The organism is Micromonospora sp. DSM 45708 (assembly GCF_039566955.1).
GTDB lineage: Bacteria > Actinomycetota > Actinomycetes > Mycobacteriales > Micromonosporaceae > Micromonospora.
Genome location: NZ_CP154796.1, coordinates 4,184,415 through 4,205,180 on the forward strand (window position 1 = coordinate 4,184,415; position 20,766 = coordinate 4,205,180).

Sequence of the window (20,766 nt, forward strand, 5' to 3'; positions counted from 1 at the left end):
CGGAGCGCCTTCGGCGACGGCGGGGTGGGCGGCGCGACGGCGGGATACATGGCGTCCTTCGGGGTGGAGACCGGCGGTGGGGTCTCGACGCTACCCCCGACTAGTTTGGAGCCGACGCCGAGCCGAGGAGGCACCGTGGACTTCGCCCTGTCCGACGAGGAACGCGCGATCCGCGACACCGTCCGCGCGTTCGTCACCCGCGAGGTGATGCCGCTGGAGTCGGAGCTGCTGCGCCGCGAACGCGACCACCGCCCCGGCCTGGACCGCTCCGAGCTGCGCGAACTCCAGCTCAAGGCGAAGACGTTCGGTTTCTGGGGGCTGGCCACCCCGGAGGAGTACGGCGGGATGGCGCTGCCGGCGGTCATCCAGTCGTTGATCTGGACCGAGCTGGGACGCAGCTTCGTGCCGTTCCGCTTCGGCGGCGAGGCCGACAACATCCTGTTCCACGCCACCGAGGAGCAGAAGCACGAGTTCCTGCTTCCCACCATCGCCGGGGACCGGATCTCCTGCTTCGCCATCACGGAGCCGGGGGCCGGCTCGGACGCGGCGAACATCAAGCTTCGCGCGCGACGCGACGGCGACGACTGGATCCTCGACGGCGAGAAGACGTTCATCACCAACGGCAACGACGCCGACTTCGCCATCGTGGTGGCGGTGACCGACCCGGAGAAGGGGGCCCGGCGCGGCGGCGCGACCGCGTTCCTGGTCGACCGCGCGATGGGCTGGCGGTCGGAGTTCATCCAGACGATGGGCGAGGGCGGCCCCGCCTCGCTCGTCTTCGACGGCGTACGGGTGCCGCACCGCAACATCCTCGGCGAGATCGGGCAGGGCTTCACGCTCGGCATGGAGTGGATCGGCAAGGGCCGCTACACCATCCCCTCGCACGCGGTCGGCATCGCCGAACGGGCCCTCCAGATGGCGATCGACCATGCCAACACCCGGGAGACGTTCGGCGCCCCGATCGCCACCAACCAGGCCATCCAGTGGATGATCGCCGACTCGGAGACCGAGTTGGAGGCCGCCCGCTGGCTGATCCTGCGCTCGGCCTGGACGGTCGATGCGGGCCTGGACCCCCGGCACGGCCTCCTCGATGGGCAAGCTCTACGGCGCCGGCATGGTCAACCGCGTGGTGGACCGGGTGCTCCAGATCCACGGCGGCATGGGTTACACCCGGGAGCTGCCGATCGAGCGCTGGTACCGGCAGGTGCGGCTGTACCGCATCTTCGAGGGCACCGACGAGATGCAGCGGCTGATCATCGCGCGGGACCTGCTGCGCGGCTACACGAGGATCGGCGGCCACCTGGCCTGAGCCGGAGTGTCCGAACCCTGACGGACGGCAACCGGAGACGCGCACGACACGCGCTCGCACCGCAACGTCGTCGTCATGTGGCAGATGATCCTGTGGGCCGACGGGTACCTCGCCCGCTCCGGCGTCGACTGCCGGTTCGGGCCGGCGACGACGGCCGCCACCAAGCAGTGGCAGAGCGCCCGGGGTCTCGTCAGCGAGGCGTCGTCGGCTCCAGGACCCTGCTCTCCTACACGTCCGCGACCTTCAGCATCTGCTCCTGAACACGGGCGGAGCGGCCGGTGTGCCCGGAGAGGGACGCCGGCCGCTCCGCCCGGGTCAGTCGGTCAGCGCCTCGACCGCCCGGTCCACGTCCGCCTCGGTGGTGTAGAGGTGGAACGAGGCGCGGACCCGGCCGGCCCGCACCGCCGCCCGCACGCCGGCCCGGGCCAGCCTCTCCTGCGCGTCCGGCACCGCGACGGTGACGATCGCGCTGTCGCCGGGCGGTCGGCCCAGCCCGGCCAGGAACCGGTTGGCCAGCGCCACGTCGTGGTCGCGCACCGCCGCCGGGTCGAGTTCGGCGAGCAGCTCCAGCGCCGGAGCCGCGCCGGCGTAGCAGAGCCAGGACGGGGAGATGTCGAACCGGCGGGCGTCGTCGGCCAGCCGCAGCGGCAGGCCGTAGAAGGAGGCGCTCGGGTCGCGGCCGGCGTACCAACCGGCGGCGTCGGCACGCATCCGCTCGCGCAACGCCGGGGCCAGGTAGGCGAAGGCCGTGCCGCGCGGCGCCATCAACCACTTGTACGCCCCCACCAGCACCGCGTCCGCCCGGTCCGCCGCGAACGGCAGCCATCCGCAGGCCTGGGTGGCGTCGACCACCACCAGCGCGCCGTGCGCCCGGGCCGCCGCGACGATCTCGTCGTACGGGGCGACCGTGCCGTCGGCGGACTGCACCAGGCTGAACGCCACCAGGTCGGTGTCCGCGTCGATGGCGTCGACCAGGCCGTCGAGCGGCACGGTACGCACCCGCACGCCGCGCTCCTCCTGCACCAGCCAGGGGAACAGGATCGAGGTGAACTCGGCCTCGGGCACCACCACCGTGGCCCCCGGCGGCAACGACGCCGCGATCGGCGCCGCCAACTGGGACACGGCCGCGCCGATGCTCACGTCGGCCGCGTCCACGCCGACCAGCCGGGCGAACGCGGCCCGGGAACGCCCGACCGACTCGTCCCACACCTCGAACGACACCCGGCCGGTCCGCCAGTCGGCGAGCACCTGCTGCATCGCCGTCCACACCGGATCGGGCGGCAACCCGTAGGTCGCCGTGTTCAACCAGCCCGGCTCCGGTTGCCACAACTTCCGTGCCTGCTCCAGCTCCATGCCACCGACGCTAGCCACCCCCACCGCCCATCCGACACCGCCAATCCCACCCCCGTGGCCCACCCCGCTCACTTCCCGCCCACTTCCCGCCCCGCTCCCTCCCCCGGCCCGATCGACGATCTTGCAGTCCCGGCCCCTTCGGTGCGAGCTTCATCCGTTTCGCCCGGGCGGAAAGTGCATGATCGCGCGAGGGAGACGGCGTCGGTGCCGCAGCGAGGAAGGGTCGACCGAGAGCGATATGCCTCTCGGGCATAAATATGACGGAGAGGCAACTCGCTGGGACCTGTCCCGGGCAGGTCTGGCCTCGCCGGGCAGACCGGTCCAGTCGGGTCGGGCTCTCCAGTCGGTCAGGGCTCCGGTTGGGCCGGGCCGGCCAGATTGCGCTGCGCCGGGTCGCGAGAGGCCGGGCCGGACCAGGTCAGGCCCAGCCGGACCGGACCAGGTCAGGCCCAGCCGGACCGGACCAGGTCAGGCCCAGCCAGGCCGGGTCAGGCCCAGCCAGGCCGGGTCAGGCCCAGCCAGGCCGGGTCAGGCCCAGCCAGGCCGGGTCAGGCGGTGGAGCCCGCGAGCGGGCGCTCGGCGCCGGGCGGGGCGTCCTCGGCGGGGCGCTCGTCGTCGTCCTCGTCGAGCATGCTGTTCTCGTCGAACGGGCGGTCGCCGGCCAGCACGGCGCGGGCCTGGTCCCGGTCGAACTCCCCGGTCCAGGTGCCGACCAGCACGGTCGCCACGGCGTTGCCGGCGAAGTTGGTCAGCGCCCGGGCCTCGGACATGAACCGGTCGATGCCGACGATCAGGCCGACGCCGTCGACCAGGTCCGGCCGGTGCGACTGGAGGCCGCCGGCCAGCGTGGCCAGCCCGGCGCCGGTCACGCCGGCCGCGCCCTTCGACGCGATCACCATGAACACCAGCAGCGAGATCTGCTCCCCGACCGCGAGCGGCTTGCCCAACGCGTCGGCCACGAAGAGCGCGGCCATGGTCAGGTAGATGGCGGTGCCGTCGAGGTTGAACGAGTAGCCGGTGGGGACCGTGATGCCGACGACCGGCCGGCTGACGCCGACGTGCTCCATCTTCGCGATCAGCCGGGGCAGCGCCGACTCGGACGACGAGGTGGAGAGGATCAGCAGGAACTCGCGGCCCAGGTAGCGCAGCAGCGAGAAGATCGAGATCCCGGCGATCAGGCGCAGTAGCAGGCCGAGCACCACGATCACGAAGATCAGGCAGGTGGCGTAGAAGCCGAGCATGATCTGCGCCAGGCTCTTCAGCGCGTCCACGCCGGTGGCGCCGACCACCGCCGCCATCGCGCCGAACGCGCCGATCGGCGCCAGCCACATGATCATCGCCAGCACCTTGAAGACCAGGCGCTGGAGCACGCCGATCGCCCGCAGCACCGGCTCGCCCCGGCGGCCCATGCCCTGCACCGCGAAGCCGACCAGCAGCGCCACCAGCAGCGTCTGCAACACCTCGCCCTCGGTCAGCGCGGAGACCAGCGTGGTCGGGATGATCCCGAGCAGGAAGTCGACAGTGCCGGCGCTCTCGTCACCGGCCGCCGACCGGCCGGCGTCGGCCACGTCCGGGCCCAGGTCCAGGCCGGCGCCGGGGTGGATGAGGTTGCCGACCACGAGGCCGATCGCCAGCGCCACCGTGGACATGACCAGGAAGTAGCCGAGCGCGAGGCCGCCGACCTTGCCGACCTTGGCCGCCTGCCGGACCGAACCGACGCCGAGCACGATGGTGCAGAAGATGACCGGGCTGATCATCATCTTGATCAGGTTCACGAAGCCGGTGCCGAGCGGTTTCAGCGCCTTGCCGACGTCCGGTGCGACCAGGCCGACCACGATGCCGGCGACGACGGCGAGAATGACCGCCAGGTAGAGGTACCGGGTCCGGTCGCGGCGGGCGGGCCGGACGTCCTCGGGGGCGGAGGTGGTGGTGTCCATCTCCATACTGTGAGGCAGGTCTCAGTGAACCGCACGATCACGGCGTGGCCCGGCCGCGGTCAACGGATGTTGCCGGTGTGCCCGAGCGAGTAGCGGCCGGGCTGCGGCCAGACGGTCAAGCCGTGCGGCCCCCTGCCGACCGGTATACGGGCCAGCAGTTGGCCGTTCTCCGTACTCAATACGTACACCTCGTCGTGGTACCGCCCGGAGAGCCAGAGGCGCTTCCCGTCTGACGAGAGCCCGCCCATGTCCGGGCTGCCGCCGCCGGGAATCCGCCAGGTCGCGGTGGATCGCAGACCCGGCAGGTCGAGCACTGTCACACTGCCCTCGTCGCGGTTGGTGACGTAGGCATGCCGGGCGTCGCGACTGAAGTAGATACCGTGCGCGCCACGCCCGGTGCGGATGAAGCCGGTCTGCCGAGTCGCCCCACCGTCGAAGACGTAGACGCCGTTGGCGCGCATGTCTGCCACGAGGAAGTGCTGCCCGTCCGGTGTCAGCCGGGTGTCCTGCGGCATGCCGTCACTCGTCTCGGTGAGCCGAAACTCGCGCACCTTGCGGAGCGTGGTGGTGTCGAGCACCAGCATCCGGTTGGCGAACTCGCAACTGAACAGCATGGTCCTGCCGTCAGCGGAGTAGTCCATGTGGTTGATGCCGCCGCACTCGGGGAACCGGACCGACCGCGCCCGCTGCCAGGTGGCCACGTCGTAGAAGTCCAGCCGCTGGTACGCCTCGGCCACCACGATCGCCTGCTTGCCGTCCGGGGTGAAGTAGAGGTTGTACACGTCTTCGAGCTTTCTGAACCGGCCTGGCTCGCCGGTGCGCGCGTCGATCGGCACCAGGCCGCCGTTGGGGATCTGACTGGATGCCACATAGAGCGTGCGCAGGTCGTAGGAGGGCACGACGTGCTGGGGCTCCGGGCCACCCGGGAACTTCCGCACCACCTGGTAGGTCGCGGGGTCGATCACCCAGACGTCGTTGCTCTTGGTGTTCGGCACGTAGACCAGGGGTCGGTCGTCGCGCACGCGCGGGACGAGCTTGTCGGGACCGGCGGCGGCATACACGTCGCCGGGCGTCGGGTACGCCGGCATGCCGGTCACCAACGGACCGATCGTCCGGGCGGGACCGCCATCGGACGGGCCGGTCAGGGCCTCCTCCCCGGGCGGGCGATCAGTGCACGCCATGAGCCCCGCCGACAGGAGCAGGGCCGACGAGAGCGCCAGGAGCGACCGAGGCGTCATCTCCCCAATATAGGGCATTTACGATTAAATAATCTCGGTGATTCGCTCAGCCGGGTGCGGGCAGGTCCGTGAGCGTGGCCGCCATCTCCGCGCGTACCCGAGGCAGCGGCCAGCCGGCGAGTTCGGCCAGGCCGTGCCGCTCCCGCAGCCGCCGCACCGCCGCCAGGCCGACCAGGTAGCCGCAGCGCCCGGGCAGGTCGCCACGCAGCGGCGAGTCCCGCTTGAGGAAGTAGGCGGCGTGGTGGTCCGGGTCGGTGGCGTCCAGGTCGGCCCGGACCCGACCCAGGATCTCCGGCCAGCGGCGGCGACACTCGTCCAGCCAGGCCCGGTGGCCGGGACGACCGAACCAGAGGTACGCCTCGCTCGGCCGGCCCGGGTCGAGTTCGGCGGTGACCTGGGTGGCCAGCCCCTCGGCGAAGAGATGGGTCGCCACCCCGTGCTCGGGCCAGCCGCGGATCCCGGCCCGGCGGTCGTGCACCACGTGCGCGGCCTCGTGCCGCACCAGCAGCCCGTCGTCGTCCGGTGGGCCGAGGCGCTCGACGGCGAGGAAGAGCGCGTAGCGACCGCCCAGGTCGTCAGCCCAGCCGTTGGCCTGGTGCAGCCCGACCAGCACCACGCACTCGACCGGCCCGCCCGCACCGGACCAGCCCAGCGCCCCGGCCGCGTCCGCGACGCCGGCGGGCAGCAGGTCGCGTACCGCCTCGGCGCGGGCGGCCAGGTCGGCGACCCGGTCGCGGAGCCCGGCCACGGCGGCGGTCACGGCCGCCGGTGCGGACCAGTCGCCGTCCCGGTCGAGCACCCGGAACACGTCCGGGTGCCGGTCCAGGTAGCTGGACCGCCAATGCCGCGGCCAGCGGTCGGCCGGCGCCGACCGGCATTCGCGCAGGCAGGTTAGCGCGTCGGGCACCAGGTCACGCACGTGCAGCAAATGATCGGGCGGCATCCCTTCGATGATGCCCGATCACCACCCGGGCCGCCCGGTCAGCTCACGTTGGCCGGGCCCAGCACGCTCTTCAGGTCCCCCATCAGCGCGGTGGTCGCGGCGACCCGGAACGGCCCGAGACGCAACGTGGTGACCTTGCCGCCGTTGAGCAGCTTGACGTGCACCTCGGTGTCGCCGGGGTGCAGCACCAGCGTCTCCTTGAGTCGCTCGACCAGCGGCGGGGTGCAGCGGTGCACCGGGATGGTCAGCGTGACCGGTTTGTTCGCCGGGTTGCTGGTGACGTCCGGCATGGACATGTCCATCGCCATGATCCGGGGGGTGTCGTCCCGACGGTCCACCCGGCCCTTGACCACCACGATGGCGTCCTCGGCGATGTACTGCCCGATCACCTCGTAGGTGTTGGGGAAGAACAGCGTCTCGACGCCGCCGGCGAGGTCTTCGAGCGTGGCCGAGGCCCAGGCCCGGCCCTGCTTGGTGACCCGGCGCTGGACGCCGGAGAGGATGCCGGCGAGCGTGACCACCGCGCCGTCGGGCACGGTGCCCTCCTCGGACAACGCGGCGATGGTGGTGTCGGCCGCCGCGCCGAGCACGTGTTCCAGGCCGAACAGCGGGTGGTCGGAGACGTACAGGCCGAGCATCTCGCGCTCGAACGCCAGCTTGTCGCGCTTGTCCCACTCGCTGTCGGCGATGACCGGCATGACGGTGGTGCTGCCGCCGGTGTCCGCGTCGCCGAAGCCGGCGCCGAACAGGTCGTACTGGCCTACCGCCTCCTTGCGCTTGACGTCGGCGTACGCGTCGATGGCGTCGGCGTGCACGGCGAGCAGGGCCTTGCGCGGGTGGCCGAGCGAGTCGAACGCGCCGGCCTTGATCAGCGATTCGATGGTCTTCTTGTTGCAGGCCACCGCGTCGACCTTGGACAGGAAGTCGTAGAAGTCGGCGTACTCGCCCTTCTCCTCGCGGCACCGCATGATCGAGGCGACCACGTTCGCGCCGACGTTGCGGACCGCGCCGAGGCCGAACCGGATCTCCTTGCCGACCGGGGTGAACGGGCCGGCGGAGGTGTTCACGTCCGGCGGCAGGACCTGGATCCGCATCCGGCGGCACTCGGACAGGTAGAGCGCCATCTTGTCCTTGTCGTCACCGACGGAGGTGAGCAGCGCCGCCATGTATTCCGCCGGGTAGTGCGCCTTGAGGTAGGCGGTCCAGTACGACACCAGGCCGTACGCGGCGGAGTGGGCCTTGTTGAACGCGTAGCCGGCGAACGGGACCAGCACGTCCCACACCGCCTGGATGGCGTCGTCGGGATAGCCGTTCGCGCGGCAGCCGTCCCGGAACGGGACGAACTCCTTGTCCAGGATCTCCTTCTTCTTCTTGCCCATCGCGCGGCGCAACAGGTCGGCCTGGCCGAGCGTGTAGCCGGCGAGGATCTGCGCGGCGCGCTGCACCTGCTCCTGGTAGACGATCAGGCCGTGGGTGGGGGCGAGGATCTCGCGCAGCGGCTCCTCCAGCGCCGGGTGGATCGGGGTGATCTCCTGGAGGCCGTTCTTGCGCAGCGCGTAGTTGGTGTGCGAGTCCACACCCATCGGGCCGGGCCGGTAGAGCGCCAGCACGGCGGAGATGTCCTCGAAGTTGTCCGGCTTCATCATCCGCAGCAGCGAGCGCATCGGCCCGCCGTCGAGCTGGAACACGCCGAGCGTGTCGCCGCGCGCGAGCAGCTCGTACGCGGCCTTGTCGTCCAGCGGCAGGCCGAGCAGGTCCAGCTCCTTGCCGTGGTTGAGCTGGATGTTCTTCACCGCGTCGTCGATGATGGTCAGGTTGCGCAGGCCGAGGAAGTCCATCTTCAGCAGCCCGAGCGACTCGCAGGTCGGGTAGTCGAACTGCGTGATGATGACGCCGTCGGCGTCGCGTCGCATCAGCGGGATGTGCTCGATGATCGGCTCGGCGGACATGATGACGCCGGCCGCGTGCACACCGGTCTGGCGGATCAGGCCCTCGATGCCCTTCGCGGTCTCGATGACCTTCTTGACGTCCGGGTCGGTCTCGTAGAGGCCACGGATCTCGCCCGCCTCGGCGTAGCGCGGGTGCTTCGGGTCGAAGATGCCGGAGAGCGGGATGTCCTTGCCCATGACGGCCGGGGGCATGGCCTTGGTGATCCGGTCGCCGACCGCGTACGGGAAGCCCAGCACCCGGGCCGAGTCCTTGATCGCGGCCTTCGCCTTGATCGTGCCGAACGTGGCGATCTGCGCGACCTTGTCCTCGCCCCACTTGTCGGTCACGTACTTGATGACCTCGCCGCGTCGGCGCTCGTCGAAGTCGATGTCGACGTCCGGCATCGAGACGCGCTCCGGGTTGAGGAACCGCTCGAAGATCAGACCGTGCGGGATCGGGTCGAGGTCGGTGATGCCCAACGCGTACGCGACGAGCGATCCGGCCGCCGAGCCGCGGCCCGGGCCGACCGCGATGCCCTGGTTCTTCGCCCACTGGATGAAGTCGGCGACCACGAGGAAGTAGGACGGGAAGCCCATCTGGATGATGACGCCCAGCTCGTACTCGGCCTGGACGACGTGGCCCTCCGGGATGCCGTTCGGGAAGCGGCGCTTGAGCCCGGCGAACGTCTCCTTGCGGAACCAGGACTCCTCGGTCTCGCCGTCCGGGATCGGGAACCGCGGCATCAGGTTGTGGAACGTGAACATGCCGGTCGGATCGACCTTCTCGGCCACCAGCAGCGTGTTGCGGCAGCCCTGCTGCCACAGCTCGGACGAGTCGACCGCGCGCATCTGGTCGGCGGACTTGACGAAGTAGCCGCCGCCCTCGAAGCGGAACCGGTTGGGGTCGGCGACGTTGCTGCCGGTCTGCACGCAGAGCAGCACGTCGTGCGCCTCGGCCTGCGCCTCGTGCGTGTAGTGCGAGTCGTTGGTGACCACCGGCGGGATGTCGAGCTTGTGGGCGATCTCGGTGAGCCCGTCGCGGACCCGGCGCTCGATGTCGAGGCCGTGGTCCATGATCTCCAGGAAGTAGTTCTCCTTGCCGAAGATGTCCTGGTACGCGGCGGCGACCTTGAGCGCCTCGTCGAACTGGCCGAGCCGCAGCCGGGTCTGCACCGCGCCGGAGGGGCAGCCGGTGGTGGCCATGATGCCCTCGGCGTGCTCGGCGATCAGCTCCATGTCCATCCGGGGCCACTTGACGTAGTGGCCCTCCATCGAGGCGCGGGAGTTGAGCCGGAACATGTTGTGCAGGCCGGTGCGGTTCGCCGCCCACATGGTCATGTGGGTGATGGCGCCGTTGCCGGAGACGTCGTCGCTCTTCTGCTCGGGGCGTCCCCACTTGACCCGCGCCTTGTGGAAGCGCGACTCCGGCGCGACGTACGCCTCGACGCCGAGGATGGGCTTGACCCCGGCGGCCATCGCCTGCTTGTAGAAGTCGTTCGCGCCGTGCATGTTGCCGTGGTCGGTGATCGCCACGGCCGGCATGCCGAGCCTCGCCGCCTCGGCGAACAGGTCCTTGAGGCGGGCCGCACCGTCGAGCATCGAGTACTCGGTGTGTACGTGCAGATGCGCGAACGAATCGCCCATGCGTGGCGCCCCCCGGGTTGTGGATCAAGCTGCGTCGGAGTCGACCGACCCACCCTACCGAGGTGATCTCGGCGGCTCCATTGGCCACGCGGGCGGTGGTGGTGGCCGTCTCTCCGGCGACTCCGCACGTACGCCACACGATGCTGTATCTGGTTGCCATAGTGTGTGGCACACAGTATCGTGTGACGCATGGTCAGCGACGAGGTCCTCCGGACCCATCTCCAGGAGCTGCGACGCGGCACGGTCGTGGTGGCCAGCCTGGTCGCCCTGCGCCGCCCCGACTACGGCTACGCCCTGCTGCAACGATTGGCCGCGCACGGCTTCGCGGTCGACGCCAACACGCTCTACCCGCTGCTGCGCCGGCTCGAGGAACAGGGCCTGCTCACCAGCGAGTGGAACACCGAGGAGAGCCGGCCGCGCAAGTTCTACCGCACCAGCGACGACGGCGAGACGGTGCTGGGCCGCCTGCTCGACGACCTGACCGCGGTGCGGACGTCCGTCACCCAGTTGATCGAAGGAGTAGGGCGATGAGTTCCCTGACCGACCGTTACCTGGCGGCCACGCTGCGGACCGTGCCCGCGCCGCGCCGCGCCGAGCTCGCCGAGGAGCTGCGCGCCTCCATCGCCGACATGATCGACGACCGGACCGCCGGCGGGCAGGACCACGCCGCCGCCGAGCGCGAGGTGCTCACCGAGATGGGCCGCCCCGAGCAGCTCGCCGCCCGCTACAGCGACCGCACGCTCCAGCTCATCGGCCCGCGCTACTACCTGCTCTGGTGGCGGGTGCTGCGCACCCTGCTCACCTGGATCCCGGCGGCGGTCGGCGTGATCACCGGTCTCGTCACGGCCACCGTCGGCGACGAGCCCGGCCGGGCCATCGGCGCGGCGATCTCGGTCGCGCTCCAGACCGCGGTGCAGGTCGCGTTCTGGGTGACGCTGAGCTTCGCCGTCCTGGAACGCACCCGGGCGCCGCTGGGCCTGCCGGAGTGGACCGTCGACCAGCTCCCCGAGGAGAGCCGCGACCGGCAGATCAGCCAGCCGGACAGCGTGGCCTCGGTGGTCTTCCTGCTCGGCACCGTCGCGGTCCTGGTCGGGCAGCACTTCCAGCGGTGGGCCACCGACGACGGCTCCCGGCTGCCGGTGCTCGACCCGGCACTGTGGAGCTTCTGGCTCCCCGCCCTGATCGTGGTGCTGCTCGCCACCGTCGGCCTGGAGGTCGCGAAGTACCGGGCCGGCCGCTGGACCTGGCCGCTGGTGGCGGTCAACGCGCTGCTCAACCTGGCGTTCGCGGGCCCGGTGGTCTGGCTGCTGCTCACCGACCGGCTGCTCAACCCGGAGCTGGTCGAACGGTTCACCTGGCTGCGCGACGGCGGGGCGGACGACGTGGCCCGCGTCGCCGTCGTGGTCACCGTGGTCATCGCGGCCTGGGACGTGGTCGACAGCCTGGTCAAGGCCCGGCGCGCCGCCCGCTGAGACCTCCGCCGGCCCGGCGCCGCCCGTCGAGGGTGCGCCGGGCCGTCCGGTACGCGGCGGTCAGCCCGCCGCCCGCCACTCCCGCGCCAGCAGGGCGTAGACCGCCTCGTCGGTCCACTCGCCCTTGACGAACTCGTTCTCCCGCAGGTGCGCCTCGCGACGCATGCCCAGCCGTTCCAGCACCCGGGCCGAGGCGGTGTTGCGGGCGTCCAACCGGCCGACGATCCGGTGCAGGCCCAGGCCCTCGAAGCCCAGCCGCAACAACTCCCGGGCCGCCTCCGTCACGTAGCCGTGGCCGGTGTGGTCGGGATGGGCCACGTAACCGATCTCGCCCTGCCGGTGCTCCGCGCTGGTCCAGGTAAGCAGCACGTCCCCGACGAACACGCCGGTGTCGGCAAGCGTCACGGCCAGGTTGAGCACGTCGCCCGGCGCGCGCAGCGCGGTGCGCCGGACCAGCCGGTCGATCGCCGCCCGGGCGGCGACGTCGTCGTACGGCTGGTGGTAGAGGAACCGGGTGACCTCCGGGCGGCCCCGGTAGTCCCGGACCACGGCGAGGTCGTCGGCGGTGAAGGCACGCAGCACCAGGCGCGCGGTGCGCAACGGCAGATCGGGTACGAGCACCCCGGCAGGCTACGGGCTGCCGGCGCCCCGGTCAGCCCGGTTTCGGCGGGCGTGACGCCAGCGGGTCAGGCGACCGACTTCGCGTGGCAGACGAACGCCTGCCAGGAGCGTGGCGTGAAGGCCAGGACCGGGCCCTGCCGATCCTTGCTGTCCCGAACGGCGACCACACCGGGGAGGTTGTCGGCGACCTCGACGCAGTTCCCGCCGTTCGTCCCGGACTTCGTTGACGTACGCCACCGGGCGTTGGTCAGGTCCATGTCAGTGCCGCCTCCTTGATCAGTGCCAGGGAAAGCTTCCGGGGAAGGGCGTCCCGGACGACGCTCTCCCAGGTGCGTTGAAGCTCAGCAATCTCGGCCGAACCGCTGACCGTCTCCGATCGGACCTGGTTGTCGGCCGAGGGCGGAATCGTCCGGCATGGTCGCCAGGATGAAGCCGCCTTGCAGCCCAGGGTAGAGCCCGGTCTCCTCGGGCACGACATGTATCCGGACGTGCGGCAGCTCAGCAGCCGCAGCCAGGTGTTCCGACTGTTCCCGCATGATCATTCGGCTGTCATTGACGGTGCGCCGCAGGACGGCCACGTCGAGCACCACCACGAGGCGAGGCGGATTCTCCCGATTCAGGATCGACTGGCGGTCGATACGGGAGCGAACCCGCTGTTCGATCTGCTCAGGGGTGAGATGGCCTCCCGCGTGCAGGATCGCCCGTGCGTACCCCTCGGTCTGCAGCAGTCCCGGCACGAACGCGGGTTCGTACCAGCGCAGGGCCGTTGCCTGCTCCTCGACACTGATCCATTCGCGGAGCCAAGGCGGGGCCAGGTCCAGAACTGACAGCCGATCGAGCAACCGTCCGAAGATGCCACCCGTCTGCAGCGCCCTGTCGATAGCCGCCGCATAGTCGGTGGTGGGCGGCCTGCTTCCAGTCTCCACGGCACTGACATGCGTGCCGGAGTAGCTGATCAGTCGACCGAACTCCTCCTGGTTGAGCCCTCGCGTCGTCCGGAGACGGCGCAGCTCGTCGAGCAGGATCTCCGCCGCAGTCATGGTCACGGTCCCCAATCTTTCCCCAATCCCCAGCCCCATCTCCTCAGCGCCTCTCACCAGTGGAGAAGCCTCCCGCCAGCGTCACTCCACAAGCGCCGGATTGCTTCCGCGACCGATCTGTCAACACGCAGAGTTTCATACCGAAGACCAACAGTGAAGGCCGGCTCCCGGCTAGCAACCTCATCGGAGGTGGACATGGGTCGGTGGAAGTGGTTCCAGCGGCAGGACGAGCCCGTCGACGTGGTGCAGTGCCCGGCGTACGCGCACCGGGGCGGCGCCTACGGCACACACGGTCCGGAGGCGTCGGCCGACGACCGTCCTTCGGACCGGCCCCGGGACGGACGAGCCGGCCACGACACCAGGCATGCGCGGAGCGCCTCGTGACGGGGGCGGAGCAGCGGCTGCCCGAGCCGCCGTTCGCCGTCGTCATGGCCGGCTACGTCGTCGACCTGCACCATCGGGACGTGTGTTCCCGGTGCCGGCCGGACGGCGGCTGCGAACGGCTCACCCGGGCCGGGGAGACGCTCCGGGCGTGGCGGGACCGGAAGCGCGGGTGACGCCGCGTGCCGGGGAGCTGTTGGAGATCAGCCGGGCGGCCTCGGTCCAGTTCGTCCGGCCGATCATGTTCCGCGTGATCAGGACGCTGGACTGGACCACGTACGACGGGTGGGCCTGGCTGGAGGGTTACGAGCTGGACGCCACCGGCGACGCTATCGCCCGCCGGACCGTCTTCGTCCGGCCGGCGGCCCTGCGCCGACTGTCGCCGACCAGCCCACCAGCCCACCAGCCCACCAGCCCACCAACCGACGCGGCAACGCACCGGTACGGCGTAGTGGCGGTATCCCGGGTCTGGGATACCGCCACTACGCCGAGCTGGTGTCGATCAAGAAGGGGGTCAGCCGACCGCGGCCATGACCTCGTCGGAGACGTCGAAGTTGGCGTAGACGTTCTGCACGTCGTCGCAGTCCTCCAGCACGTCGATCAGCTTGAAGATCTTGCGGGCGCCCTCCTCGTCCAGCGGCACGTTCACGCTGGGGATCAGGGAGGACTCGGCCGACTCGTACTCGATGCCGGCGTCCTGCAACGCGGTCCGGACCGCGATCAGGTCACCCGGCTCGGAGATCACCTCGAACGCCTCGTCGAGGTCGTTGACCTCCTCGGCGCCGGCGTCGAGGACGGCCATCATCACGTCATCCTCGGAGGTGCCGGCCTTCGGCACGATCACCACGCCCTTGCGGGAGAACATGTAGGACACCGAGCCGGCGTCGGCCAGCGAACCGCCGTTGCGGGTCAGCGCGGTGCGGACCTCGGTGGCGGCGCGGTTGCGGTTGTCGGTCAGGCACTCGATCAGCATCGCCACGCCGTTCGGGCCGTAGCCCTCGTACATGATCGTCTGCCAGTCGGCGCCGCCGGCCTCCAGGCCGGAGCCCCGCTTGACCGCGCGGTCGATGTTGTCGTTCGGGACGGAGTTCTTCTTCGCCTTCTGGATGGCGTCGAAGAGCGTCGGGTTGCCGGCCGGGTCGCCGCCGCCGGTGCGGGCCGCCACCTCGACGTTCTTGATCAGCTTGGCGAACATCTTGCCGCGCTTGGCGTCGATCACGGCCTTCTTGTGCTTGGTGGTCGCCCACTTTGAGTGGCCGGACATCTGATACCTCCGTCTGTTGACCCACGCCTGCGTCGACTGCTCGCGCCGGCACCCCACCGCCCGGGGACCGGGCGCCGCGAGCCGCAGCACCCCGACGGCTCCGCGTGATGGGCTGGGGCGGTGACGGCCCTGCCGAACCGTCGGCAATCCTACCGAGGCCGCGCCCCGGGCGTCGCACACCCGCCGGCCGGATGCGGCAACCGGGCCGGAGTCACCGCCGCGCCGGGCGGATGACGGAGATCCGACAATCATTCGGGTACGCCCCGGGCCGCCGCGCCCGATGGACACCACGCCACCCGTCGGATGGCGATCATGTCGCGTATTGGCGTCGACCTGCGTCTTTGGCTCGGCCGGCGGCACACGCTCAACCGAACAGCCAACCGGGCCCAACGACGGGCCAGTCTCTCCTGCCTTGTCCGGTCCTACGGAGCCGATTGGCATCCGGCTAGCCTCCAAATCTCCGAAAGCGATGAGCGGAGGAAGCGTGCTCGAGACGTTCGACGAATTCTCCGCCGGAATCGACATGCTGGGGCCCCAGGGCGTGGACGCCCTGAATGGTTTCTCCCTCATCGTCGAACTGCCCGCGGCGCGGGACCTCCAAGGACTGGACGCGTTGCGGCGTGAACTGGGCGCGCGACTCTACCGGGCGGTGGCGGAAGTGCTGGAGGCCAGCGAGCTGCACGAGGTGGACACGCTGCGGCTGGACTGGAGCGACGGGGACGTCGGCGTGGTCTACAAGGAGCCCTCCTTCGGTTTCCGCATCGACATCCGGCGGGACCTGCGGATCACCCTCAGCCGTTCGGGATCGTCGCTGCGGTTGTTCCACAACTGGTACCGGCTCCTGATGCCGTACATCCGGGGGCTCGTCTCCCGAATCGCGATCGACCTGTCCGAGGTGCTGCACTCCGACTTCGATCTGCAACCCCTGCGCGCCGCCTACCGCTTCTCGATGATCGTCTACGACTTCATTCCGGTGCACCGGCAGAAACCGGTCAGCAGCCACGAACTGATCGGACCGCTGCTGTCCCGCCGACCCGACGAGGACGGCCGGTTCCGTCCGGTGCCGACCGGCCAGGACGCGGCCAGCTCGCTGCGCACCGGTCGGCTCGACATCAAGATCTCCAATTTCCGGGAGGCCTCCCCCGGCGTGCACCTGCGGGAGGTCTACGACATCCAGGCTCCGGCCAATCAGGGCTACCGGGGCATCTGGCTGGACTTCCACTCCATCGCCGAGACGATCGGCTCGGACAATGCGGAGCCGGGTGCCCGCATCGCGCCCCGTCCGGATTTCCTGCTGGAGAACTACGAGGTGCCGTACCGCGACTTCTTCCGCGACCGGGTGGTGAAGGGTTTCATGGCGGACTTCTTCCGGGAATGGAACTTCTCCTGTGCCGTCGGCACGATGCCATGAGTCAGGAATCGCTCAACACGCTCCAGGTCGTCGGGTTGGCCGTCACGCTCACCCTGAGTGTCGTCGCCCTGATCCTCTCCTGGCAGAACAACCGCGCCACGGCCCGGGAGGCGCGGATCGCCGGCGAACAGCTGGAGGCGTCGGTGGTGCCGGTCGCCATGATTCAGGACTCCCGGCTCACCTGGCGCGGGCAGGAGCTGGTGGTGCTCTCCGTCCGGCTGCGCAACGTCGGCGCCGGCCCCATGCTCGGCCTGCGGATCGACCAGATCACGTTGGACCACTCGGCGCTGGAGTTCGTGCCGCTGGGCGAGCCGAAGGCGGACGCGGTGCAACCGATGACGGACATCGAACAGCGGCTGCGGTTCAGCGACCCGCCGGGCATCCCCGAGCTGGCCTCGCTGGTGCTCCGGATCCGCTACTACGACGTGCTCGGCAACGAACACGACAAACCGCTCAACCTTCGCATCTCGGCCGGGTCCGGCAGCGGCACGATGACCGGCTTCACGCCCGCCCACATCACCCGTCGTCGAGCGTGAGGGGATCACGGTGTCCAAGCTGATCATCGGACGCTTCCTGGCCCGCCACCTCGATCCGGAGTCGAAGTCGAGGAGCCAGTTCGCGCCGCGCCGACCGAGCGTCACCGACGCCCGGATCCGACTCGGCCTGCGCGAGGAACACATCATCGCGGACGACGCGCTGGGCCCGGTGGTCGCCTCGGACGACGACAGCCATCTCATGACCATCGCCCCCACCGGCGCCGGCAAGGGCCGCGACGTCATCATCCCGAACCTGCTCAGCTACGAGGGCTCGGTGGTGGTGCTCGACCCGAAGGGGGAGAACTACGACGTCACACACGCCCACCGGCGCGACGCGCTGGGCCACGAGATCGTGCTGCTCGATCCCTTCGGCGCCAGCAACGGCAGCCGAGCCGACCGCGGCGCCCTGAACCCCTTCGACGTGTTCGCCGAACTCGGTCGGGACAACGAGGACGCCGAAGAGCCGGAGGACTTCGGGCGGCTCCTGTCCGACCTGCTGATGGGGGGCGAGAAGTCGACAGTCGAGCCGTTCTGGGACGAGATGGCCCAGCTCCTGATCGCCGGGCTGACCACCCACCTGATCACCGCGGAGGCGGAGGCCGAACCGACGGGCGCCTCCTCGCTGACCCTCCAGAAGCTGCGCAGTCGGCTGTTCCAGAGCGACCTGGTGATGTATCTGGCCGAGGCGTTGGACAACGACCGGGACGGCCGGATGCCGGCCGGCACCCGGCAGGAGTTCCAGATGCTGCTCGGCGTCGATCAGCAGAAGACCTTCCCCAGCATCGTGGTCACCGCGGCCCAGCAGCTCGCGCCGTTCAGTTCCCGGCGGACGGTGGAGGCCACCGACCGCACCAGCTTTCCGCTCGCCCACCTGGTGGACCCGGACCGCCGGATCTCGATCTACGTGGTCGTTCCGCCGCACAAGCTCCGTACCCACCAACGCCTGCTCCGGGCGTGGATCGGTTGCCTGCTCTACTACGTGATGAACAGCCGGACGATCAACCAGTCGCGCCTGCTCTTCCTCATCGACGAGGCGGCGCAACTGGGCCGGTTCTCCCTGCTCCAGGACGCGATCACCCTGCTGCGCGGCTACGGGCTGCGCACCTGGACGTTCTGGCAGGACCTGGCGCAGCTCACCAGCATCTACAAGGGCGTCGGCGAAACGATGATCAACAACTCCGGCGTGCTCCAGGTGTTCAGCCCGGCGAACTTCGGCGCCGCCGCCGAGCTGTCCCGACGGCTCGGCGTCAACGTGGGCGAGCTGTTGCAGTTGTCCCCCGGCGAGCAGGTGGTCGCCTTCAAGAGCGAGCAGCCGACCCGGATACAACGCTTCAACCACCTCACCGACCCGGTGCTCCGGGAGTGGGCCGCACCCAATCCGCGACACCACTGACCGACGCCGGGTGGCGCGTCAGGAAGCGGCCCGGACGAGGTCCACGAAGAGCCGGTGCAGCCGCAGGTCGCCGGTCAGCTCCGGATGGAACGAGGTGGCCAGCAGGTTTCCCTGGCGGACCGCGACGATCCGGTCGGCGGCCGGGCCGTCGGTGACCCGGCCGAGCACCTCCACGCCCGCGCCGACGCGCTCCACCCACGGCGCGCGGATGAACACCGCGTGGAACGCGTCGCCGTCGACCCCGGCGATCGCCACCGGCGCCTCGAACGAGTCGACCTGACGGCCGAACGCGTTGCGCCGCACGGTCATCTCGATGCCGGCGAAACCGCGCTGGTCGGGACGGCCGTCCAGCACCTCGGTGGCCAGCATGATCATGCCGGCGCAGGAGCCGTAGACCGGCATGCCGTCGGCGATCCGCTTGTCGATCGGCTCGCGCATCTCGAAGATGTCCACCAGCTTGCTGATCGTGGTCGACTCGCCGCCGGGCACCACCAGGCCGTCGACCGCGTCCAGCTCGCCCGGCCGGCGGACCGGCCGGGCGTCGGCGCCCGCGCCGGCCAGCGCCGCGACATGCTCGCGCACGTCGCCCTGGAGGGCCAGCACCCCGATCACGGGTACGGTCACGTCGCTCCTCCCGCGGTGTCGACAAGGGGCCCCGCCTCTACCGGAGGCGTTGACAGGGGGCCCGGCCCTACCTTCACCAGCCGCGCTCGGCCAGGCGGTGCGGCTGCGGGATCTCGTCGACGTTGATGCCGACCATCGCCTCGCCCAGCCCACGGGACACCTTCGCCAGCACGTCCGGGTCGTCGTGGAACGTGGTCGCCTTGACGATGGCGGCGGCCCGCTGGGCCGGGTTGCCGGACTTGAAGATGCCCGAGCCGACGAAGACGCCCTCGGCGCCGAGCTGCATCATCATGGCCGCGTCCGCCGGAGTGGCGATGCCACCGGCGGTGAACAGCACGACCGGCAGCTTGCCGCGCTCGGCGACCTCCTTGACCAACTCGTACGGGGCCTGGAGCTCCTTCGCCGCGACGAACAGCTCGTCGGCCGGCAGCGTCTGGAGCCGGCGGATCTCCTGCCGGATCTTCCGCATGTGGGTGGTGGCGTTGGAGACGTCCCCGGTGCCCGCCTCGCCCTTCGAGCGGATCATGGCGGCGCCCTCGGTGATCCGGCGCAGCGCCTCACCCAGGTTGGTCGCGCCGCACACGAACGGCACCGTGAAGGCCCACTTGTCGATGTGGTTGGCGTAGTCGGCCGGGGTCAGCACCTCGGACTCGTCGACGTAGTCCACGCCGAGCGCCTGGAGGACCTGCGCCTCCACGAAGTGCCCGATCCGGGCCTTGGCCATCACCGGGATCGAGACGGCGGAGATGATGCCGTCGATCATGTCCGGGTCGCTCATCCGGGACACGCCGCCCTGGGCACGGATGTCCGCCGGCACCCGCTCCAGCGCCATCACGGCCACCGCGCCGGCGTCCTCGGCGATCTTCGCCTGCTCGGGGGTGACCACGTCCATGATCACGCCGCCCTTGAGCATCTCGGCCATCCCCCGCTTCACGCGGGCGGTGCCGACGGTGGGGTCAGCGGTCGGTGCGGTGGATTCGGACACGGGTCATCGCTCCTCGGCGTGCGGTCGGGGTGGCTGTGCGGAAATGCTACGACCGCCGCCACGCCGCTCCGACAGCCAATCGCACCCCCGGTGGCCTGCCCTGTGGCCGCCGTCACGACCCCGCCGGCCGCGTCTCAGCCGGTGGTGACGTCCGCGCGCGGGACCAGTGTCGGGTCGTCGATGTCGAAGTAGCGGGGCCACTCGCGGCCCCGCCCCATCCGGAACAGGCGCACCACCGGGCGGCTGCGCGCCGAACGGGCGTCCCGGACCAGATCGGTGTGCACCTGCCGGGCCAACGCCAGCCGCCGGCTCGCCGCCACCACCGCGCCGCAGGCCGGGTCGTCCGGGTCCAACCGCACCGCGCGCAACTGCCGGGTCAGGTCGTTCTCGGCGGCCTCCCGCTCCTCCGGGACGGCGTCCAGCGCGATCCGGGCGGCCGCGTACAGCTCCACGCCGTACCGCTGCTCGGCCAGGACCGCGGCGGCGGCGGCGCGCCGCAGCAGATGCGCGTCCAACGCGCGGGCCGCCGACTCCGCGCGGACCTGGAGCCGCTGCACCCGGCCGGCGGTCCAGATCAGGTACGCCGAGACCAGCCCGAGCACCAGCGCCGTGCCCACCACCCACCACATGCCCGGCATCGTAGTGCTGCTCCTCATCCCGGCCGGCCGGCGTGGGCACCGGTCGACA

General features: G+C 70.6%; 18 protein-coding genes and 3 pseudogenes. 9 read left to right on the forward strand and 12 right to left on the reverse strand.

Annotated features, from left to right (window positions below; translation table 11 throughout):
• Window positions 1-135 precede the first annotated feature (135 nt).
• A pseudogene (locus VKK44_RS17685) lies at window positions 136-1,309 on the forward strand (acyl-CoA dehydrogenase family protein).
• Between the two features lie 315 nt (window positions 1,310-1,624).
• On the opposite strand, the gene VKK44_RS17690 reads toward VKK44_RS17685, so the two are convergent.
• The 5 genes from VKK44_RS17690 to dnaE form a co-directional block, all read right to left on the reverse strand.
• On the reverse strand, window positions 1,625-2,662 hold the full coding sequence (locus VKK44_RS17690) for an aminotransferase class V-fold PLP-dependent enzyme (RefSeq protein ID WP_343442204.1): 1,038 nt from the start codon (window positions 2,660-2,662) through the stop codon (window positions 1,625-1,627).
• A 548-nt stretch (window positions 2,663-3,210) separates the two neighbouring features.
• The gene (locus tag VKK44_RS17695) at window positions 3,211-4,599 is read right to left on the reverse strand and encodes a cation:dicarboxylate symporter family transporter (RefSeq protein ID WP_343442205.1); all 1,389 of its coding nucleotides are present in this window, start codon (window positions 4,597-4,599) and stop codon (window positions 3,211-3,213) included.
• A 59-nt stretch (window positions 4,600-4,658) separates the two neighbouring features.
• Window positions 4,659-5,837 (reverse strand): YncE family protein, encoded by a 1,179-nt coding sequence (locus VKK44_RS17700; protein WP_343442206.1) that lies wholly within the window; start codon window positions 5,835-5,837, stop codon window positions 4,659-4,661.
• A gap of 46 nt (window positions 5,838-5,883) precedes the next feature.
• Window positions 5,884-6,780 carry a hypothetical protein gene (locus VKK44_RS17705; protein ID WP_343442207.1) on the reverse strand — a complete coding sequence of 299 codons (897 nt, stop codon included), beginning with the start codon at window positions 6,778-6,780 and terminating at the stop codon, window positions 5,884-5,886.
• A gap of 38 nt (window positions 6,781-6,818) precedes the next feature.
• A complete protein-coding gene (gene dnaE / locus VKK44_RS17710) occupies window positions 6,819-10,352 on the reverse strand; it encodes a DNA polymerase III subunit alpha (RefSeq protein ID WP_343442208.1) in 3,534 nt (1,177 codons plus the stop codon).
• Window positions 10,353-10,541: 189 nt separating this feature from the next.
• On the opposite strand from dnaE, the gene VKK44_RS17715 reads away from it, so the two are divergent.
• Window positions 10,542-10,883: a PadR family transcriptional regulator gene (locus VKK44_RS17715; protein WP_107161211.1), complete on the forward strand. Its 342-nt coding sequence runs from the start codon at window positions 10,542-10,544 to the stop codon at window positions 10,881-10,883.
• A complete protein-coding gene (locus VKK44_RS17720; RefSeq protein WP_343442209.1) occupies window positions 10,880-11,824 on the forward strand; it encodes a permease prefix domain 1-containing protein in 945 nt (314 codons plus the stop codon). Before VKK44_RS17715 ends, VKK44_RS17720 begins: the two co-directional genes overlap by 4 nt.
• A 60-nt stretch (window positions 11,825-11,884) precedes the next feature.
• Here VKK44_RS17720 and VKK44_RS17725 read toward each other — a convergent pair whose 3' ends face one another.
• The 3 genes and pseudogenes from VKK44_RS17725 to VKK44_RS17735 all read right to left on the reverse strand — a co-directional run bounded on the left by VKK44_RS17725 (window position 11,885) and on the right by VKK44_RS17735 (window position 13,485).
• Window positions 11,885-12,445, reverse strand: coding sequence for a GNAT family N-acetyltransferase (locus VKK44_RS17725; protein WP_343442210.1), 561 nt, complete (start codon window positions 12,443-12,445; stop codon window positions 11,885-11,887).
• Window positions 12,446-12,510: 65 nt separating this feature from the next.
• A complete protein-coding gene (locus tag VKK44_RS17730; protein WP_343442211.1) occupies window positions 12,511-12,702 on the reverse strand; it encodes a DUF397 domain-containing protein in 192 nt (63 codons plus the stop codon).
• Window positions 12,693-13,485, reverse strand: a pseudogene (locus tag VKK44_RS17735) (helix-turn-helix domain-containing protein). The gene VKK44_RS17730 and the pseudogene VKK44_RS17735 overlap by 10 nt, the downstream one beginning before the upstream one ends.
• A gap of 195 nt (window positions 13,486-13,680) precedes the next feature.
• Between VKK44_RS17735 and VKK44_RS17740 the strand changes: the two are divergent.
• The 3 genes and pseudogenes from VKK44_RS17740 to VKK44_RS17750 form a co-directional block, all read left to right on the forward strand.
• Window positions 13,681-13,869, forward strand: a complete 189-nt coding sequence (locus tag VKK44_RS17740) for a hypothetical protein (protein WP_343442212.1) — start codon at window positions 13,681-13,683, stop codon at window positions 13,867-13,869.
• On the forward strand, window positions 13,866-14,042 hold the full coding sequence (locus VKK44_RS17745; protein ID WP_343442213.1) for a hypothetical protein: 177 nt from the start codon (window positions 13,866-13,868) through the stop codon (window positions 14,040-14,042). Before VKK44_RS17740 ends, VKK44_RS17745 begins: the two co-directional genes overlap by 4 nt.
• Window positions 14,039-14,278 (forward strand): annotated as a pseudogene (locus tag VKK44_RS17750) (hypothetical protein); the annotation flags it as partial. The gene VKK44_RS17745 and the pseudogene VKK44_RS17750, both read left to right, overlap by 4 nt.
• Window positions 14,279-14,380: 102 nt before the next feature.
• On the opposite strand, the gene VKK44_RS17755 reads toward VKK44_RS17750, so the two are convergent.
• A complete protein-coding gene (locus VKK44_RS17755) occupies window positions 14,381-15,130 on the reverse strand; it encodes a YebC/PmpR family DNA-binding transcriptional regulator (protein WP_343442214.1) in 750 nt (249 codons plus the stop codon).
• Between the two features lie 484 nt (window positions 15,131-15,614).
• Between VKK44_RS17755 and VKK44_RS17760 the strand changes: the two genes are divergently transcribed.
• From VKK44_RS17760 to VKK44_RS17770, 3 genes are read left to right on the forward strand one after another with little or no spacing between them, the layout of a single operon-like run.
• Window positions 15,615-16,541, forward strand: a complete 927-nt coding sequence (locus VKK44_RS17760; RefSeq protein WP_343442215.1) for a hypothetical protein — start codon at window positions 15,615-15,617, stop codon at window positions 16,539-16,541.
• Window positions 16,538-17,077, forward strand: a complete 540-nt coding sequence (locus VKK44_RS17765) for a hypothetical protein (protein ID WP_343442216.1) — start codon at window positions 16,538-16,540, stop codon at window positions 17,075-17,077. The genes VKK44_RS17760 and VKK44_RS17765 overlap by 4 nt, the downstream gene beginning before the upstream one ends.
• Before the next feature lie 10 nt (window positions 17,078-17,087).
• Window positions 17,088-18,470: a type IV secretory system conjugative DNA transfer family protein gene (locus tag VKK44_RS17770; RefSeq protein WP_343442217.1), complete on the forward strand. Its 1,383-nt coding sequence runs from the start codon at window positions 17,088-17,090 to the stop codon at window positions 18,468-18,470.
• Window positions 18,471-18,488: 18 nt separating this feature from the next.
• Here the strand turns inward: VKK44_RS17770 and pdxT are convergent, their stop codons facing one another.
• The 3 genes from pdxT to VKK44_RS17785 form a co-directional block, all read right to left on the reverse strand.
• A complete protein-coding gene (pdxT, locus tag VKK44_RS17775; protein WP_343442218.1) occupies window positions 18,489-19,094 on the reverse strand; it encodes a pyridoxal 5'-phosphate synthase glutaminase subunit PdxT in 606 nt (201 codons plus the stop codon).
• A gap of 73 nt (window positions 19,095-19,167) precedes the next feature.
• Window positions 19,168-20,016 (reverse strand): pyridoxal 5'-phosphate synthase lyase subunit PdxS, encoded by an 849-nt coding sequence (gene pdxS, locus VKK44_RS17780; protein ID WP_458351679.1) that lies wholly within the window; start codon window positions 20,014-20,016, stop codon window positions 19,168-19,170.
• 197 nt (window positions 20,017-20,213) lie between these two features.
• Entirely contained in the window at window positions 20,214-20,717 is a 504-nt protein-coding gene (locus tag VKK44_RS17785) for a hypothetical protein (RefSeq protein WP_343442220.1), read from the reverse strand.
• Between the last annotated feature and the right edge of the window lie 49 nt (window positions 20,718-20,766).